We start from the raw sequence: 19,184 nt of genomic DNA, 5'->3' as shown, positions 1-19,184 counted from the left end.
AAGTTTTCTTCTGTATCACCTAGACCAGCTTTAACAGAAATTTTATTTGATTGTATGGTTGGTAATTGTTTTTTCCTTATCTGGTGTAGGCTCTTTCTTCTCTTTTTCTTTAGCTTCGGCTTTTTCTTTAGCTTCTTTCTCAGCTTTCTGTTGTGCTTCTTCCTGTTTGCGTTTTTCTTCAGCAGCCTTTTTCTCTTCTTTAGCTTGTGTAGCTTTTTCTTGTTCTTCCTTTTCCTGTGCTTTTTTCTCTTGCTCTTTAGCTTTCTTCTCTTTTTCCTTTTCAACCTTTTCTTTTTCTTGGTTTTCTTTTAATACTTTCTCTTCAGCTCTTTTTTTATCAATTGCAGCTCGTTCTTCTGGAGTTATCGACTTGCTAGCAAACACACTTGCTAAAATAAACGAAATGAATAATACCGGCAAGAAAATTAATATAACTCGACCTCTTGTTTTTGTGTTGCCAAAACGAACGACCTTTCCTGGTTTGATCAGACCTATAATTAGTGCAATTACTGATAGTATTGACACTAATAAAAACAAAAACATTAATGCAGTAAACAAATAAAAACCTCCTTATATATGTAAATCAAAATATAATTATAACAGGAATAAATGGTTGAGTTACATAAGTATTGTAAAAAATCTAATTTACACTTTCTTAAGCTGGCATAAACCCACATTCAAAGTAAAACTTGTCCATTAAGCTACTTACAATCCCTTTGGAGGGGGTATTGTATTAATGAAGAGTATGATAGACATGTATGGAAATGAAAATAAATTTACAGTCTGCGAAATGGACATATAATAGAAGAAAAAAGAATTTTTTTATATTGTCATCACCCTGTTGGTGTCAACCTCATGCGCCTAATGGCTACAAAAGACATCTACTTCGTACCATTTGGCCAAGATGCACCAGAGAAAAAACCGAACTCAATGGTAGCTCGTATGGAGTTACTTGAAGATACAGTATTGGAAGCGCTACAAGGAAAACAATTACAACCTGTTGTTGTAGAAAAATTCAGATATATGAATTGAAAAACGAAAAAAACGTACAATTTTTGTTGAAACCATCATTCTTACTGTAGAATATGATAAAATTAACGTTATTAAGATTAGAGGGGGCATTGTAAGCTCCTTCTAATTCTAAGTTATAGAAGGATTGGTATCTAGAAAGGGGCATAGTGATGGAAAAGCAAAAAACTTTTCATGTCGCTGTAGTTGGAGCAACCGGCGCAGTTGGTGAACAAATGTTAAATACTTTAGAGAAACGAGAATTTCCAATTGGGAAGTTAACGTTACTTTCATCTAAACGATCTGCAGGTAAGAAACTTGTATTTAAAGGCGAAGAATTTACAGTTCAAGAGGCAACTCCTGAAAGTTTTGAAGGAGTAGATATTGCACTATTTAGTGCAGGTGGATCTGTATCGAAACAATTAGCGCCAGAAGCAGCAAAGCGCGGTGCAATTGTTGTTGATAATACAAGTGCATTCCGTATGACAGAAAACGTGCCACTTGTTGTACCTGAAGTAAATGAAAATGATTTAAAAGAACATAATGGTATTATTGCAAATCCAAACTGTTCTACAATTCAAATGGTAGTAGCTCTTGAGCCAGTTCGCCAGCAATATGGTTTAAAACGAGTAATCGTTTCCACATATCAAGCTGTATCAGGTGCTGGTGCGGCAGCTATTGAAGAACTTCATGAACAATCACAAGCAATCTTAAATGGCGAAGAAGTAAAGGCGAATGTTTTACCTGTATCAGGTGACGAAAAGCATTTCCAAATCGCTTTTAATGCTATTCCACAGATTGATAAATTCCAAGATAATGGATTTACATTCGAAGAAATGAAAATGATTAATGAAACGAAAAAAATTATGCATATGCCTGAATTAGAAGTAGCTGCGACATGTGTACGTTTACCAGTTGTATCGGGTCATTCCGAGTCTGTGTACATTGAAGTAGATAAAGAAGGCGTAACAGTAGAAGAAATGAAAAACTTACTTGCAAATGCAGAAGGTATTGTACTGCAAGATAATCCAGCAGAGCAGTTATATCCAATGCCAGCTACTGCAGTAGGTAAAAATGAAGTATTCGTTGGAAGAATCCGTAAAGATTTAAATAATGATAAAGGATTCCACCTTTGGGTCGTATCTGATAACTTATTAAAAGGCGCTGCATGGAATTCTGTTCAAATTGCAGAGCGCTTAGTAAAATTACAATTAGTGTAAACGGCTAAGAGAAGGTGCAAAATATGAAAATTATTGTTCAAAAATTTGGTGGTACATCAGTACGTGATGACAATGGGCGCAAGCATGCGCTTCACCATATAAAAAAATCGTTAGCTGCTGGTTATAAAGTAGTTACTGTCGTATCAGCAATGGGCCGTAAAGGTGAACCGTATGCAACTGATACGTTATTAAGTCTTGTAAATCAAGAGGAATCTAATATTTCTAAACGTGAGCAAGATTTATTATTATCATGCGGAGAATTAATCTCAGCAATTGTTTTCTCTAACATGTTGAATGAGAATGGTATAAAAGCAGCAGCATTAAATGGTGCGCAAGCTGGTTTTGTAACGAATAATGACTTTACGAATGCTAAGATTATTGAAATGAATTGCGATCGTATACATGAAGAGTTACAAAATGTAGATGTTATCGTCGTGACTGGATTCCAAGGTCAAACGAAAAATGGAGATACGACAACACTTGGACGCGGAGGTAGTGATACCTCAGCTTCAGCATTAGGTGTTGCGCTTCATGCTGAATATATCGATATCTTCACAGATGTTGAAGGTGTTATGACTGCGGATCCTCGTATCGTAAAAGATGCACGTCATCTTCAAACTGTAACATATAACGAGATTTGTAACATGGCTTATCAGGGTGCGAAAGTTGTTCATCCGCGTGCGGTTGAAATTGCGATGCATGCAAAAGTACCACTTCGTGTACGTTCTACGTATTCTGATAGTGAAGGTACGCTTATTGCGGCATATGATGGTGCTACAAAAGGGCAGGATGTAGAAGAACGTCCTGTTACAGGGATTGCCCATGTGTCAAACGTAACGCAAATTAAAGTGCTTGCAAAAGAAACTGCATATGATTTACAGCAACACGTGTTTAAAGAAATGGCTAATGAAGGGATTAGTGTGGACTTAATTAACATTTCTCCTACCGGTGTAGCTTACACAGTAAAGGATAGTGTATCAGCGCGTGCAGTTGAGGTTTTAAAGCAACTTGGATATGATCCAGTGGTGACAGAGCATTGTGCGAAGGTTTCTATCGTTGGTGCTGGAATGGCAGGTATTCCAGGGGTTACAGCGAAAATTGTCACAGCTTTAGCGGAAAAAGGTATTCAAATTCTGCAATCAGCAGATAGTCATACGACAATTTGGGTTCTTGTAAAAGAAGCCGATTTAGTGGAGGCTGTGAATGCATTACATAGTGCATTTGAGCTTTCAAAAGAAAAGCAACTGGAACAATAAGGAGTGAGATCATGATAGATTTTGGGACAATTGCAACCGCGATGGTAACACCGTTTGATAAAAATGGTAATATCGATTTTGCAAAGACAACGAAATTGGTAAATTATTTAATTGATAACGGTACAACAGCAATCGTGGTAGGAGGGACGACTGGAGAATCTCCTACATTAACATCAGAAGAAAAAGTAGCGTTATATCGCCATGTCGTATCTGTTGTCGATAAAAGGGTGCCCGTCATCGCTGGAACAGGTAGCAATAATACGCATGCTTCTGTCGATTTAACAAAAAAGGCAACTGAAGTTGGTGTTGATGCAGTTATGCTAGTGGCACCGTATTATAATAAACCGAGTCAAGAAGGGATGTACCAGCACTTTAAAACAATCGCTGAAAGCACTCCGCTTCCGGTAATGCTATATAATGTTCCAGGACGATCTATTGTACAAATCTCCGTTGATACAGTTGTTCGTTTATCAGAAATAGAAAACATTGTTGCGATTAAAGATGCAGGCGGCGATGTATTAACAATGACAGAAATCATTGAAAAAACAGCGGACGACTTTGCAGTATACAGCGGTGATGATGGTTTAACATTACCAGCTATGGCAATTGGAGCAAAAGGTATTGTTTCTGTAGCATCTCATGTTATCGGGAATGAAATGCAAGAAATGATTGCTGCATTCCAAGCTGGAGAGTTCAAAAAAGCGCAGAAATTACATCAATTACTAGTAAAAGTAACGGATGCACTATTTATGGCGCCGAGCCCAACACCAGTAAAAACAGCATTACAAATGGTGGGATTAGATGTAGGTTCTGTACGTTTGCCACTTCTTCCATTAACGGAAGAAGAAAGAATAACGTTACAATCCGTAATGCAATCTATTCCTCGTTAATAAAAATGACCTAGTGTGAAACTAGGTCATTTTTATTTTGACTAACTATATGTAAGTGATGAAAATTAGCTATAGTTAATAGGCTGTAATAAGAAGGGGATGGCAGGGGGGAGAATTAGTAAAAAACTGATTACAGAGATAAGATTTTTTTAGTGAATATCGTTTCATGTTTATGTAAAGAATTTACATGAATATTTTTCCATCAAACTCTTATTACGTAGGGAAAATAGTAAAACTGATATGAATTTTGCCCTCTTAAATTATAATCTCATTTTAGTGTCTTCTCTTGTCTTTCGCATAATTTAACTTGTGTTCTATTTCTTGTATCAGTTATAATATGGCTAAGTAGCTTAGTACGGGTATGCTTAGCAAAATTGGTAAAAATTAAGATTTAATGAAATTTTCATATCATATCGAATAAGATATTTGATTTATATAATGAAAGAGAGGTGAAACCTGGTTTAAAAAATTAACAAGGACATGATATCGCATAACGGTAAGGACATTCGTCTTGGACGGTGAATATATGGTGGTTGTAGAGTTTCCCCTGGTGTCTCTGCAATTTTAGTGAAATCAGTGTTTGCAAGATTTTTAAACCAGGCAACAACATGAAGAGAAAAGAGAATGAGTCTGTGAAAGTATTTGCTCTTGGCGGAGTAGGTGAAATCGGAAAAAACATGTACTGTGTTGAAATTGATTCTGAAATCTTTATTGTAGATGCCGGATTGATGTTCCCGGGAGATGAAATGTTTGGGATTGATATTGTTATTCCTGACATTACATATTTAGTAGAAAATCAAGAGCGAGTAAAAGGACTATTTATTACCCATGGTCATGAAGATCATATTGGTGGAATTGTTTATGTGCTTCGTAAATTATCTATTCCAGTATATGCGACGAAGTTAACGGTAGGACTTATACAAGAAAAGCTTGGCGAAGCAGGAATGTTAGGCCGTGTAGACTTAAAAACAATTGACTCGAATTCAACAGTAGAGTTTAATTCAACAAATGTGTCATTCTTCGGAACGACACATAGTATTCCGGATTCTGTGGGTGTTTGTTTCCATACATCAAAAGGTGCTGTAGTATATACAGGAGACTTTAAATTTGATCAAACTCCAATCGGAAATAGTGGAGCAGATCTTGGGAAAATGGCGCAAATTGGAAATGAAGGCGTACTTTGCTTGTTATCTGATAGTACAAACGCTGAACGTCCTGGTTATACAGGTTCGGAAAAAGAAGTTGGTATAGAGATTTCTAAAGTATTCTATAGTTCAGAAGGACGTATTATTGTTGCTTCATTTGCATCGAATGTACACCGTATTCAACAAGTGTTTGATGCAGCTGCTGAAACTGGAAGGAAAGTAGCGGTAGTAGGACGTAGCATGGTGAAAGTGGTAGATATTGCAAGACGTCTTGGTTATTTAGATGTTCCAGAAGGTATGGTTATTTCATTACAAGAAATAGACAATTTCCCGGAAAAAAAGGTAGCTATCTTAACGACTGGTAGTCAAGGGGAACCGATGGCAGCCCTTTCTAGAATGGCGAAACAAGCTCATAAACAAATTTCAATTCGTAAAGGTGATACTGTTATTATTGCAGCTTCTCCAATTCCAGGAAATGAAGTATCTGTATCAAAAATTATTGACTTGTTATTTAGATCTGGTGCTGAGGTTATTTATTACGGTGAAAGAAAAGTTCACGTTTCAGGTCATGGTAGCCAAGAAGAATTAAAGCTGATGATAAATTTAATGAAGCCGAAGTATTTTGTACCCGTACATGGTGAGTTCCGTATGCAAAAAGCACATGCGTATTTAGCGGAAGATGTAGGTATTGCGAGAGAGAATATCTTTATCGTAGAAAAAGGCGATGTAATTGCTTTTGGTGACGATGAAGCAAAATTAGCTGGTAAAGTGCAAGCTGGTAATGTTTTAATTGATGGATTAGGTGTAGGTGACGTCGGTAACATCGTTCTTCGAGATAGAAAGATGTTATCTCAAGATGGAATTTTAGTTGTTGTTGTAACACTTGGTAAGGATGAAAAGAAAATAATCTCTGGTCCAGAAATTATTTCACGCGGCTTTGTATATGTTCGTGAATCAGAAGCATTAATCGAACGATCCACAGATATTGTACGTATGATTGTTGAACAATCAATTAAAGAATATACAATTGAATGGTCTATGTTGAAACAAAATATTCGTGAATTATTAGGGCAGTTCTTGTACGAAGAAACGAAGAGAAAGCCAATGATTTTACCGATTATTATGGAAGTATAAAGAAGGTCACCTTTACAGGTGATCTTTTTCTTTTTTAACCCTATCGAATGAAATTCATAACTTAAGAAATAATAGTTATATACGAGTGAAAGGGGATGCGATATGACAGAACGTGATCGTTATACAAATGAAGAAAAAGAAGCTGAGCCGAAAGAAGTTCCAAAAGAGGCTTCTATAGTGGAGAAAATTCAGCAACTTGGACAGACAAATGTACCACAAATGAATGAATCGCGTATTCATTGCTTAACAATTGTTGGGCAGGTGGAAGGTCATATTCAGTTGCCACCACAAAATAAAACAACAAAATATGAACACATCATTCCGCAAATTGTCGCGATTGAACAAAATCCAAAAATTGAAGGTTTACTGTTAATATTAAATACAGTTGGGGGTGACGTTGAAGCTGGATTAGCGATTTCTGAAATGGTGGCTTCGCTTTCAAAACCAACTGTATCTCTTGTTTTAGGAGGAGGGCATTCAATCGGTGTACCGATTGCGGTCTCAACTGATTATTCATTTATTGCCGAAACAGCGACGATGACAATTCATCCGATTCGTTTAACAGGTCTTGTTATAGGTGTGCCACAAACATTTGAGTATTTGGATAAAATGCAAGAAAGAGTCATTCGATTTGTGACAAAGCATTCGAAAGTAACGGAAGATCGTTTTAAAGAGCTTATGTTTGCAAAAGGGAATTTGACGCGAGATATTGGGACGAATGTAATAGGTGGAGATGCAGTGAAGTATGGTCTTATAGATGGTGTCGGTGGTATTGGTAGCGCACTTCGAAAATTAAACGAATTAATTGATGAACGCAAGGATAATAGTACAGAAGGGACAATGCTACAATGATTTTATATACAATTATGCCAGAGCAACTTGTGTATCCGGCCGATTATTCACAATGCGAAAGCCAAAAAGTTGTGAATATAAATGGCGTGGAATTAGTGGTTTCTGAGGAGGATAATCAATGTTACTCTATTGTACGTGTATTAAGTACCAATCCGTCTCACTACCTAGAGTTTGAGCCTGGGCAGAAAATTACCTTTTAGCAAAAAGAAGGATTTTGTTTAGGAGCTATGGTATAATATAAAAAACAAGACGGTTGAGCAGCCATGAGTAGGCTGCTTTCTTCTGTTTATTTAACATTTTACAAGAAGTGTAAAAATAGAAGATATAAAGACCTGAAAAATAGAGAGAAAGACATGTAAGTAGAGCTTTTTTATAAGAAAGTTTTACTTAATTTTTAGAACACGAGGTGAAGAAATGGCAAAACAAAAGCAAAGAGGGACGAAGGCTAAGGCAAGACGTACGATAAAGCCAACTTTGTATTATGAAATCGTCGGGTTGACTCTTTTTGCACTTTCGATTATTACGATTTTACAGCTAGGTGTTGTAGGGAAATCGTTTGTGTTATTTTTTCGCTTCTTCTTTGGTGAGTGGTACATAATAGGTGTGTTAGGTGTAATAGCTTTATCTGTTGCGTTTGTAATAAAGCGGGGATGGCCCAACCTTTTAAATAAACGGCTAATAGGTGTTTATTTAATTGTACTAGCAATATTAATGTTTAGTCATATTACATTATTTAACCTGCTTACGAAAGATGGAGCTGTGCAAAATACTTCTGTAATTGTTAGTACAAAAGATTACTTCTTCCTTGAAATGAAAAAGGGCCCGGATAGTGTTCATTTAGGTGGTGGTATGTTCGGTGCACTGATGTTCGCAACGTGCTACTTCTTATTTGACGAAGTAGGGGCATATATCATTGGAATTATTTTAGTTATTCTTGGAATACTTTGTATAACAAATAAACATATTGGAGAAGTACTTGCTCCGATAGGGAGAATTCTTAGAAGTCAGTTTCAAGTAATGCAAGGGGATTATAAAGATTGGAAATCTCAAAGGGTCGCCGAGCAAACTGAAAAGAAAAAAACAACAAGAAGCAAGAGGCGTGAACGTGTTGCTGAACAAGAAGAAGCTATTGAGCCAGTAGAAGAAATAGAAATTGGTCCACCAATTATTTCGAATTTTACTGAGAATTATCCAGTACGTGAAGAGACGGAAAAGCAGATAGAAGAAAATGATTTAATCACTCCTCCGTTTATTGAAGAGGCAGTTCCGCCTGCGCCAGAAGAACAACCTCACAAGAAACGAGGAGAAAAAATCGTTGAATCGCTAGAAGGTGAAACGAAAGCACCTCCTATGCAATTTTCTAATGTGGAAAATAAAGATTATAAGCTTCCTTCGCTTGATATATTAAAGTTTCCCCAAAATAAGCAAGTTACAAATGAAAATGCGGAAATTTATGAAAATGCTCGTAAATTGGAACGTACATTCCAAAGTTTTGGTGTGAAAGCGAAAGTAACAAAAGTACATAGAGGTCCTGCAGTTACGAAATATGAAGTGTATCCTGATATGGGAGTAAAGGTAAGTAAAATTGTTAGTTTAAGTGATGATTTAGCGCTTGCTTTAGCAGCGAAAGACATTCGTATTGAAGCACCTATTCCCGGGAAATCAGCTGTAGGGATTGAGGTTCCGAATTCAGAAGTTTCTATGGTAACGCTGAGAGAAGTTCTTGATTCAAAGGCGAATAACCACCCAGAAGAGAAGTTATTAATCGGTCTTGGACGTGATGTTACAGGAGAGGCTGTATTGGCACGTTTAAATAAAATGCCCCATTTATTAGTAGCTGGTGCGACTGGTAGTGGAAAGAGTGTATGTATTAATGGAATTATTGTAAGTATTTTAATGCGTGCAAAACCGCATGAAGTAAAATTAATGATGATTGATCCGAAAATGGTAGAGTTAAATGTATATAACGGTGTTCCGCACTTATTAACACCAGTCGTAACTGATCCGAAAAAAGCATCACAGGCTTTGAAGAAAGTTGTGAGTGAAATGGAGCGTCGTTATGAATTATTCGCGCATAGCGGTACGCGTAACATTGAAGGATATAATGATTATATTAAAGAACATAATAGCCAATCGGAAGCGAAACAACCTGAATTACCATATATTGTAGTAATTGTGGACGAGTTAGCTGATTTAATGATGGTTGCTTCTTCGGATGTAGAAGATGCGATTATGCGTTTAGCACAAATGGCACGTGCTGCTGGTATTCATTTAATTATTGCGACTCAGCGCCCGTCAGTTGATGTTATCACAGGTGTTATTAAAGCGAATATTCCATCGCGTATTGCATTTGCTGTATCTTCCCAAATAGATTCTCGAACGATTCTTGACGGTGGTGGTGCAGAAAAGTTGCTAGGTCGTGGAGATATGTTATTCATACCAATTGGTGCATCGAAACCTGTTCGTGTACAAGGGGCGTTTTTATCAGATGATGAAGTTGAGAGAGTCGTAGAATCTGTTATTGCGCAGCAAAAAGCGCAATATCAAGAGGATATGATTCCACAAGATGTTCCTGAAACAAAGCAGGAAGTAGAAGATGAATTATATGATGAAGCGGTTCAGCTTGTAGTAGAAATGCAAACAGCATCTGTTTCTATGTTACAACGTAGATTTAGAGTAGGATATACGCGAGCAGCTCGTTTAATTGATGCCATGGAAATGAATGGTGTAGTAGGTCCTTATGAAGGTAGTAAACCAAGGGGAGTACTCATTAAAGATGTACAAGAAAAAAGTTCTTAAAAAAAGCCTAATTGTTTTACAATTAGGCTTTTTTATATGCTGTTTTTGTTATATACTATATTCAACAGAAAAGAAAGTGCTTACATAACAGGGAGCTCTTTAGAATACGAATGCTTATCGTTTTGGTTTTCAAAACGTTCGATATTTAATGTAGAAAAATGTTGAATTCTGTTGACACATATGGGAGCAAGTGGTAAGATTACTTCGAAAAGAATCACTGCCTCATATAATCTTGGAGATAAGGTCCATAAGTTTCTACCTGGCAACCATGAATTGCTAGACTATGAGGGGAAAAGTGTGTAACAAAGGATGTAAGGAATCTTTGTGCCGAACTTTTTCTCTATATGAGAAATGTTTATGGTACAAAGTTTTTTTTATGGGATAAAGTGTGAAAATTTCATCTTGAAAAATTATTAATATTTATTCGATAATTACGCTTATTTTTAGTATTTAGTAATTTATACTATGTTGTAAGTTGAAAAAAGAGAAAAGAAGTCTTACATCAGAGGTCGAATAATTAAAATGCGGGGGAGTCTTATGTCAGTAAAATCCGATAGTCGTCACCTATATTTGCGGGTGATTGATCACATCAAAGGAAAAATTAAAGATGGGGCTTACAAAGAAAAACAAAAGTTACCTTCAGAGTTTGATCTAGCGAAAGAACTTGGTGTAAGTAGGGCAACTTTAAGGGAAGCACTACGTATTTTAGAAGAAGAAAATGTTGTTATTCGTAGACATGGTGTAGGGACATTTGTAAATGCGAAGCCGTTATTTTCTTCTGGAATAGAGCAACTTTCTAGTATTACAGATATGATTTCTAGTGTGGGGAAAACACCAGGAACAATCTTTTTATCATCATCTACAACAACTTTAACAGAAGAAGAAAAAGAGAAATTTAATTGTGAAGATGCTTTTAGCGCAGTAATGATTGAACGTGTTCGTACAGCGGATGGGGAACCAGTTGTATATTGCATTGATAAACTGGCAAAAGAGATATTACCAGATTTATCGGGATACAATGAGGAATCGCTGCTTACAGTAATACATAATAATACGCACAAGCGTATCACATACGCAGTTGCTCACATTGAACCGATTGGTTATCACCCGAAAATTTCACCGATTTTAGAATGTGAACCTGAAACGGCACTGCTAGTTTTAAAACAAATGCACTATGATCAAAATGATGAGCCAATCTTATATTCTATTAATTACTTTAGAGCTGATAAGTTTAGCTTCCACGTATTAAGAAAACGTATGTAGGGAAGTTCCTTTTTAGGGAGGTGACAGCAAGAAGTAAGGGACAGCAGCGTATGAATCATTAGACAAAACATTTCAGGAGGGGTTTCTAGTATGAAGAAAAAAACAGGTCTTTTATTATCGTTAACGTTAGCAGCAAGTACAGTGTTAGGTGCATGTGGTAACTCGGATAAAGCGGATAGTGACAAAAAAGGGGATAAAGAGTTTAAGGTTGGTATGGTTACAGATGTTGGGGGCGTTGATGACAAATCATTTAACCAATCAGCTTGGGAAGGTTTAACGAAATTTGGTAAAGACAACGATTTAAAGAAAAATGAAGGATATCGTTACCTTCAATCAAGTAAAGATGCTGATTACATTCCAAATTTAACGAAATTTGCGAAAGATAATTATAACACAACATTTGGTATTGGATACTTAATGGAGAAATCAATTGAAAAGGTGGCTGAACAGTATCCAAAAGAGCAATTTGCGATTGTAGATACAGTTGTAAAGAAGCCGAACGTAACAAGTATTACATTTAAAGACCATGAAGGTTCATTCCTAGTTGGAGCTGTAGCAGCGATGACAACAAAATCAAATAAAGTTGGTTTTGTTGGTGGTGTGAAGAGCCCGTTAATTACAAAATTCGAATCAGGTTTTAAAGCTGGTGCAAAAGCAGTAAATCCAAATATCGAAATTGTATCACAATATGCTGATGCATTTGATAAGCCAGAAAAAGGATCTGTATTAGCTTCAGCAATGTACGGTCAAGGCGTTGACGTAATTTACCATGCTTCAGGTGCAACTGGTAACGGTGTATTCACAGAAGCGAAAAACCGTAAGAAAAAAGGTGAAAATGTTTGGGTAATCGGTGTTGACCGTGACCAAAATCAAGAAGGCATGCCTGAAAACGTAACTTTAACTTCAATGGTAAAACGTGTTGATGTTGCAGTAGCAAAAGTAGCGCAAGAAGCGAAAGATGGTAAGTTAAAAGGCGGTAAAGTAGAAGAGTTCGGCTTAAAAGATGATGGCGTTGGTATTGCGAAAACAACTGATAATGTGAAAAAAGTAAACCCAGAAATTTTAACAAAAATAGAAGAGTTTGAGAAGAAAATCACTGCTGGTGAAATTAAAGTACCTGCGACTGATGATGAATATAAAGCATACGAAGCTGCTCTAAAGAAATAATGATAGAGCAATAGCAAAGGTTAGTTCTTAGAACTAACCTTTGCATATATAAAAATACTTTTAATAGAGTGTAATTAGGGAGTGTTCCCTGCTAGAAGGAGGAACAAAATGGAATACGTAATTGAGATGAACAATATTACAAAAGTATTCCCAGGCATTGTAGCGAATGATGATATTACGCTGCAAGTAAAACAGGGAGAGATACACGCTTTACTTGGAGAAAATGGTGCAGGGAAATCAACGTTGATGAATGTACTGTTCGGTTTGTATCAACCAGAACAGGGCGAAATTAAAATTAAAGGAAACCCTGTAAAAATTACAAATCCGAATATTGCAAATGACCTTGGAATTGGGATGGTCCATCAGCACTTTATGCTTGTTCATAATTTTACAGTTACAGAGAATATCATTCTTGGAAATGAGCCGAAGAGAAAAGGGAAAATAGCTGTTGAAGAGGCTGCAAAAGAAATTAAACAATTATCTGAACAGTACGGTTTAGCTGTTGATCCAAATGCAAAGATTGAAGATATTTCGGTTGGGATGCAGCAAAGGGTTGAAATATTAAAGACGCTTTATCGTGGTGCGGAGATTTTAATATTCGATGAACCGACTGCAGTGTTAACTCCTCAAGAAATTCATGAGTTGATTCAAATTATGAAAAAGCTTGTGCAAGAAGGGAAATCTATCATTCTTATTACACATAAATTAAAAGAAATTATGGAAGTTTGCGATCGTTGCACAATTATTCGTAAAGGTAAAGGAATTGGTACAGTTGACGTTGCGGAAATGGATGAACATAAACTTGCAGAATTAATGGTCGGACGTCAAGTGAATTTTAAAACAGAAAAAATAGGGGCAAAACCGAAAGAGGAGGTTCTGTCTGTTGCGAATCTTGTCGTTCATGATGCACGCCAATTACCTGCTGTAAAAGGCCTTGACTTAACTGTTCGTGCAGGAGAAATCGTTGGTATTGCAGGGATTGATGGAAATGGTCAAAGTGAATTAATAGAGGCGATTACTGGTTTACGAAAAGTTGAGTCAGGTTCTATTGCAATTAAAGGAAAAGAAATAACGAATTGGCCTGTTCGAAGAATTACAGAGGAAGGAATAGGTCATATTCCAGAAGACCGTCATAAACACGGGCTAGTTCTTGATTTTTCTGTTAAAGACAATATAGTTTTGCAAACATACTATAAAAATCCATTTTCAAAGAAGGGGATTTTAAACTTTAGCAAAATCACAGAGAAAGCAAAGGCGCTTATTGAACAGTTTGATGTACGTACACCTAGTGAACAAACATTAGCGCGTGCTCTATCAGGTGGAAATCAGCAGAAAGCTATCATTGCACGTGAAGTAGATCGTAATCCAGATTTATTAATTGCAGCACAACCAACACGTGGTTTAGATGTAGGTGCAATTGAATTTATTCATAAAAAATTAATCGAGCAGAGAGATAACGGGAAAGCGGTATTACTTCTATCGTTAGAACTGGATGAAATTTTAAATGTAAGTGATCGAGTTGCTGTTATATATGAAGGGAAAATTGTAGCAATTGTCGATGCGAAAGAAACAAATGAACAACAGCTTGGTTTGTTGATGGCTGGCGGAACGGAGAAAGAGAAGGTGAATACAAATGGCTAAAAAATTTTTAACGGAGCGAACAATTAACATTTTAGTTCCTGTATTATCCGTTATTTTTGGTTTACTTGTTGGTGCCATTGTAATGTTAGTTAGTGGATATGATCCAATTGTTGGGTATGCAGCGCTTTGGGAAGGAATGGTTGGAAATCCGCAGGCTATCGGTGAGACGCTACGTACGATGATTCCACTCGTGTTAGCTGGTCTGTCTGTTGCATTTGCGTTTCGTACAGGTCTCTTTAACATTGGGGTAGAAGGACAATTATTAGTTGGATGGCTTGCCGCTGTCTGGTTTGGATATGCAGTATCGTTACCAGCATTTTTGCATATTCCGTTATCTATTTTAGTAGCCGCGATTGCCGGTGGTTTATGGGGATTTATACCTGGATATTTAAAAGGAAAGCTTAAAGTAAATGAAGTAATTGTCACAATTATGATGAACTACATTGCACTTTATGTTACGTATGATCTTATTAAACGTTTTATACATGAAGGTAATGAGAAATCTTATGATGTACAAGCGAGTGCTTCATTAGCTTCTGATTGGCTATCTTCATTGACAGATGGATCTCGTTTGCACTGGGGAATTGTTGTAGCTATTTTAATTGCTATTGTAATGTGGTTCGTATTAGATAGAACTACGTTAGGATATGAGTTAAAATCGGTTGGTTTTAACCAAAATGCATCGCAATATGCAGGGATGAAAGTCTCTCGTAATGTTGTATTATCAATGACAATTGCTGGCGCTTTTGCTGGAATTGGTGGGGCAATGGAAGGTCTAGGAACATTCCAAAGTATGACGGCAATGACATCGTTTACTGGTATTGGATTCGATGGGATTGCGGTAGCTCTTCTTGGAGGAAATAATCCGTTTGGTATATTATTATCGGCTTTACTGTTCGGTGGTTTGAAAAGTGCAGCCCCGCAAATGAATTTTGAAGCAGATGTACCTTCTGAGTTAATTAATGTTATTATCGCATGTATTATTTTCTTTGTTGCTTGCAGTTATGTTTTACGCTGGGCACTTACACGCATGAGCAAGGAGGGGAAATAAATGAGCTTTATAGATATTTTAGCCATTCTTGTGACTGGTACGTTATATACGGCAGCGCCACTTATTTTTACGGCGTTAGGTGGAGTGTTCAGTGAACGTTCTGGGGTTGTAAATATAGCCTTAGAAGGTTTAATGTTATTTGGTGCATTTACTGGTATCGTTACAACGTTATTAATGGGTGATACGTGGGGAGCAATGACTCCTTGGATTGCACTATTATTTGCAGCTATTGGTAGTGGATTATTTGCACTTCTTCACGCAGTAGCGTCCATTACATTCCGCGCGGATCAAGTAGTAAGCGGAGTAGCGATTAACTTTTTGGCGCTCGGTTTAACAGTATTTGCGATTAAGAAAATCTTTGGTAAAGGACAGACTGATTTTATTCAATACCGAATTGAAAAAATCGATGTTCCAGGACTTTCGGATATTCCGGTAATCGGGAAAATCTTTTTCTCAAATGTACCGTTAACATCGTATATTGCCATTATTTTAGCATTTGTTGTTTGGTACATTATTTATAAAACACCGTTCGGTCTTCGTCTTCGTGCTGTTGGTGAACATCCAATGGCAGCAGATACGATGGGAATTAATGTATATAAAATGCGTTATATTGCAGTTTGTATATCTGGAATGTTTGCAGGAGTGGGTGGTGCGGTCTTCGCAATGTCGATTTCTGGTAACTTCTCAGGTGCTACAATTACTGGACAAGGTTTCTTGGCACTAGCAGCTATGATCTTTGGTAAATGGAATCCACTTGGTGCTCTTGGAGCAGCGCTGTTCTTCGGATTTGCTCAATCACTTGGGATAACAGGTGGTACAATTCCTATATTAAAAGAAATTCCAAGTGTATTCTTAACGATATTACCGTATGTATTTACAATATTAGCACTCGTTGGTTTTGTAGGCCGATCTGAAGCTCCGAAAGCATTAGGAACGCCTTATGAAAAAGGAAAACGATGAGTATTTAGAAAGTATAAAAAAAGCTCGCACATTAGTGCGGGCTTTTTTACATAGAATATATTTAATACGGAATTTTACTATGTTCCTTACATATTAAAGTTTTTAGAAAGACTCAAATGTAAGCATAATAAGGAAGAAAAGTTGATTTTTTATTTCTAAAAACTGTATATTGAAGAGGAATATTCCTACATACGTAAAGGAGGGCTATTAATGAAACTAATGGAACAGCAACTGCATGAATTAGGTGGCTTGCGAGTACATATTATTCCGACTGATAAATTTAAAACAAATACCTTTGTATTTCGTTTTAAAGCACCTTTAAATGAGGAGACGGTGACAGAGCGTGCCCTATTGCCGTACGTATTGCAAAGTGCGACAGAAAAACTGCCTTCTGTAATTCGTCTTCGTCAATATTTAGAAGAATTATATGGATCTTCTTTAGCGGTAGATGTAAGTAAAAAAGGGGAAGACCATATCATCTCTATTTATGTAGACATTGCAAATGAAACATATTTACGCGATGCACCACCGTTATTTGAAAAAGCGCTTTCTATGTTATCTGATATTGTTTTACATCCAGCAACAGAAGGGGACGGTTTTCTATCTTCTATTGTAGAAAGTGAGAAACGAGCACTCTTGCAACGAATTGAAGCTACTTATGATGATAAAATGCGTTATGCAAACGAGCGTTTAATTGCAGAAATGTGCAAAGTAGAACCATATCGCTTAAGTGCAAATGGAAAAAAAGAAAGTGTTGCTTCTATTACAAATGAAAGTTTGTATCAATATTATCAAAAAGTGTTAGCTGAAGATGAAATGGATTTATATATCATTGGTGACATTTCAGAAGATGCTGTGGAGCTTGTAAATAAGTATTTTTCGATTTCACCTCGCGCTATGAAAGAGAGAAATGTACTTCTTCATAAACGAAATAATGAAGAAAAAGAAATTGTTGAAAAACAAGAACTAAAGCAAAGTAAATTAAATATCGGCTATCGCACATTCATTACGTATAAAGATGAAGATTATTTTGCATTACAATTGTTTAACGGATTATTTGGAGGGTTTTCTCATTCGAAGTTATTCGTAAATGTCCGTGAAAAAAATAGTTTAGCGTACTATGCAGCATCGAGATTTGAAAGTCATAAAGGTTTGCTCTTCGTTATGTCTGGAATTGAAGCGAAGAACTTTGAAAAAGCTGTTGAAATTATTAAAGAACAAATGAAAGCAATGCAAAACGGTGATTTTTCAGAGGAAGAGATTAAGCAAACGAAAAGTGTAATTCAAAATCAAATCTTAGAGGCAATTGATACACCACGTGGTTTTGTTGAAATGCTTTATCACGGGGTGATTTCAGAGCGTACGCGTCCAGTTGAAGAATGGCTAACGGGCATAGAAAGCGTGACGAAAGAAGAGATTGTGAAAGTTGCTAATAATATTGAACTAGATACAATTTACTTTTTACATGGAACGGAGGGAGAATAAATGGAGAAAATTGTGTATGAGCAATTAAAAGAGACGCTATATTATGAAAAACTTCCGAATGGATTAGACGTATATATCTTACCGAAACAAGGCTTCAACAAAACATTTGCAACATTTACGACGAAGTACGGTTCTGTTGATAATACATTTGTACCGCTTGGAAAAGAAGACATGACTCGTGTACCAGATGGAATTGCTCATTTCCTTGAGCATAAATTGTTTGAAAAAGAGGACCATGACGCGTTTCAATTGTTTAGTAAACAAGGTGCTTCAGCGAACGCTTTTACATCTTTTACAAGAACCGCTTATCTCTTTTCCTGTACATCAAATGTAGAGAGAAATTTAAATACGTTGTTAGACTTTGTACAAGAACCGTATTTCTCTGAAAAAACGGTTGAAAAAGAAAAAGGTATTATCGGTCAAGAAATTCAAATGTACCAAGATAACCCAGACTGGCGTTTATACTTTGGGTTAATCGATAGTTTGTTTGTGAAACATCCAATTAAAATTGATATTGCAGGGACGATTGAGTCTATTAGTAAAATTACAAAAGACCTACTGTATGAATGTTATGAGACTTTTTACCATCCGAGCAACATGTTATTATTTGTTGTTGGAGCGATTGATCCTGAAAAAACAATGGATTTAGTTCGTGAAAATCAAGCGAAAAAAGATTACGAAAATCAACCAGAAATCGTTCGCTCTTTTGAAGAGGAACCAGAAGAAGTAAATGAAAAGAAAAAGATTATTTCAATGCCTGTTCAAACTCCAAAATGTTTAGTTGGTATTAAGGCAACGAATTTAAAAGAAAAAGGGCAAGCTCTGTTAAAACAAGAAATTGCACTTACATTACTTTTAGATTATTTATTTGGAAAAGGGTCAGTTCATTACGAATCTTTATATAATGAAGGTCTTATTGATGATTCGTTCTCGTATGACTATACAGAAGAAAATAACTTCGGTTTTGCAATGGTTGGTGGAGATACGAAGCACCCTGATGAATTGGCAGAGCGATTAAAAGGTATTTTACTACAAACGAATTATGATCAGTTAGATGAGACTGCGCTGGAACGGGTGAAGAAAAAGAAAATTGGTGGATTTTTACGATCGTTGAATTCACCTGAATATATTGCAAATCAGTTTACACGATATGCGTTTAATGAATCTAGTTTATTTGATGCTCTTACAGTGTTAGAAGGATTAACTGTTCAAGACTTACAACAAGCAGCAAAAACATTATTAATTGAAGAGAAAATGAGTGTCTGCCAAGTGTTACCAAAAAAATGAAGTAATATGTGAATAAAAAACGCAGT

Annotated in this window: 15 protein-coding genes, 1 pseudogene and 1 riboswitch; of the genes and pseudogenes, 15 read left to right on the top strand and 1 reads right to left on the bottom strand. The window is 36.4% G+C overall.

Annotation, left to right across the window (positions count from 1 at the left end):
* Nucleotides 1-42: 42 nt before the first annotated feature.
* On the bottom strand, nucleotides 43-558 hold the full coding sequence (locus tag AC1DKZ_RS00475) for an excalibur calcium-binding domain-containing protein (protein WP_476995506.1): 516 nt from the start codon (nucleotides 556-558) through the stop codon (nucleotides 43-45).
* Between the two features lie 285 nt (nucleotides 559-843).
* On the opposite strand from AC1DKZ_RS00475, the pseudogene spoVFB reads away from it, so the two are divergent.
* The 15 genes and pseudogenes from spoVFB to yfmH all read left to right on the top strand — a co-directional run.
* Nucleotides 844-1,032, top strand: a pseudogene (gene spoVFB, locus AC1DKZ_RS00470) (dipicolinate synthase subunit B); the annotation flags it as partial.
* Nucleotides 1,033-1,181: 149 nt separating this feature from the next.
* On the top strand, nucleotides 1,182-2,228 hold the full coding sequence (asd, locus tag AC1DKZ_RS00465) for an aspartate-semialdehyde dehydrogenase (protein WP_002014577.1): 1,047 nt from the start codon (nucleotides 1,182-1,184) through the stop codon (nucleotides 2,226-2,228).
* Nucleotides 2,229-2,251: 23 nt separating this feature from the next.
* A complete protein-coding gene (dapG, locus tag AC1DKZ_RS00460) occupies nucleotides 2,252-3,484 on the top strand; it encodes an aspartate kinase (protein ID WP_002137918.1) in 1,233 nt (410 codons plus the stop codon).
* Nucleotides 3,485-3,495: 11 nt separating this feature from the next.
* A complete protein-coding gene (gene dapA / locus AC1DKZ_RS00455) occupies nucleotides 3,496-4,374 on the top strand; it encodes a 4-hydroxy-tetrahydrodipicolinate synthase (protein ID WP_002014579.1) in 879 nt (292 codons plus the stop codon).
* Nucleotides 4,375-4,982: 608 nt separating this feature from the next.
* Entirely contained in the window at nucleotides 4,983-6,653 is a 1,671-nt protein-coding gene (locus tag AC1DKZ_RS00450) for a ribonuclease J (protein ID WP_002014581.1), read from the top strand.
* Between the two features lie 102 nt (nucleotides 6,654-6,755).
* Nucleotides 6,756-7,505 carry a translocation-enhancing protein TepA gene (gene tepA / locus AC1DKZ_RS00445; RefSeq protein ID WP_002014582.1) on the top strand — a complete coding sequence of 250 codons (750 nt, stop codon included), beginning with the start codon at nucleotides 6,756-6,758 and terminating at the stop codon, nucleotides 7,503-7,505.
* A complete protein-coding gene (locus tag AC1DKZ_RS00440; RefSeq protein WP_002088064.1) occupies nucleotides 7,502-7,705 on the top strand; it encodes a YlzJ-like family protein in 204 nt (67 codons plus the stop codon). The genes tepA and AC1DKZ_RS00440 overlap by 4 nt, the downstream gene beginning before the upstream one ends.
* A gap of 214 nt (nucleotides 7,706-7,919) precedes the next feature.
* Nucleotides 7,920-10,304, top strand: a complete 2,385-nt coding sequence (locus AC1DKZ_RS00435) for a DNA translocase FtsK (RefSeq protein ID WP_002137916.1) — start codon at nucleotides 7,920-7,922, stop codon at nucleotides 10,302-10,304.
* A gap of 202 nt (nucleotides 10,305-10,506) precedes the next feature.
* Nucleotides 10,507-10,608: riboswitch (purine riboswitch) on the top strand.
* A 233-nt stretch (nucleotides 10,609-10,841) separates the two neighbouring features.
* Nucleotides 10,842-11,567: a GntR family transcriptional regulator gene (locus tag AC1DKZ_RS00430; protein ID WP_002088063.1), complete on the top strand. Its 726-nt coding sequence runs from the start codon at nucleotides 10,842-10,844 to the stop codon at nucleotides 11,565-11,567.
* 90 nt (nucleotides 11,568-11,657) lie between these two features.
* Nucleotides 11,658-12,734 (top strand): BMP family lipoprotein, encoded by a 1,077-nt coding sequence (locus tag AC1DKZ_RS00425; RefSeq protein WP_002066754.1) that lies wholly within the window; start codon nucleotides 11,658-11,660, stop codon nucleotides 12,732-12,734.
* Between the two features lie 108 nt (nucleotides 12,735-12,842).
* Nucleotides 12,843-14,375 (top strand): ABC transporter ATP-binding protein, encoded by a 1,533-nt coding sequence (locus tag AC1DKZ_RS00420; RefSeq protein ID WP_002066755.1) that lies wholly within the window; start codon nucleotides 12,843-12,845, stop codon nucleotides 14,373-14,375.
* Nucleotides 14,368-15,426, top strand: coding sequence for an ABC transporter permease (locus tag AC1DKZ_RS00415; RefSeq protein WP_002088061.1), 1,059 nt, complete (start codon nucleotides 14,368-14,370; stop codon nucleotides 15,424-15,426). The genes AC1DKZ_RS00420 and AC1DKZ_RS00415 overlap by 8 nt, the downstream gene beginning before the upstream one ends.
* Nucleotides 15,427-16,386: an ABC transporter permease gene (locus AC1DKZ_RS00410; protein ID WP_002066758.1), complete on the top strand. Its 960-nt coding sequence runs from the start codon at nucleotides 15,427-15,429 to the stop codon at nucleotides 16,384-16,386.
* 210 nt (nucleotides 16,387-16,596) lie between these two features.
* On the top strand, nucleotides 16,597-17,871 hold the full coding sequence (gene yfmF / locus AC1DKZ_RS00405; protein WP_002066759.1) for an EF-P 5-aminopentanol modification-associated protein YfmF: 1,275 nt from the start codon (nucleotides 16,597-16,599) through the stop codon (nucleotides 17,869-17,871).
* Nucleotides 17,872-19,158, top strand: coding sequence for an EF-P 5-aminopentanol modification-associated protein YfmH (gene yfmH, locus AC1DKZ_RS00400; RefSeq protein WP_002014592.1), 1,287 nt, complete (start codon nucleotides 17,872-17,874; stop codon nucleotides 19,156-19,158).
* Nucleotides 19,159-19,184 lie beyond the last annotated feature (26 nt).

The organism is Bacillus sp. 05T21, assembly GCF_056396785.1.
This window is presented reverse-complemented; position numbering and strand designations above follow the sequence as displayed.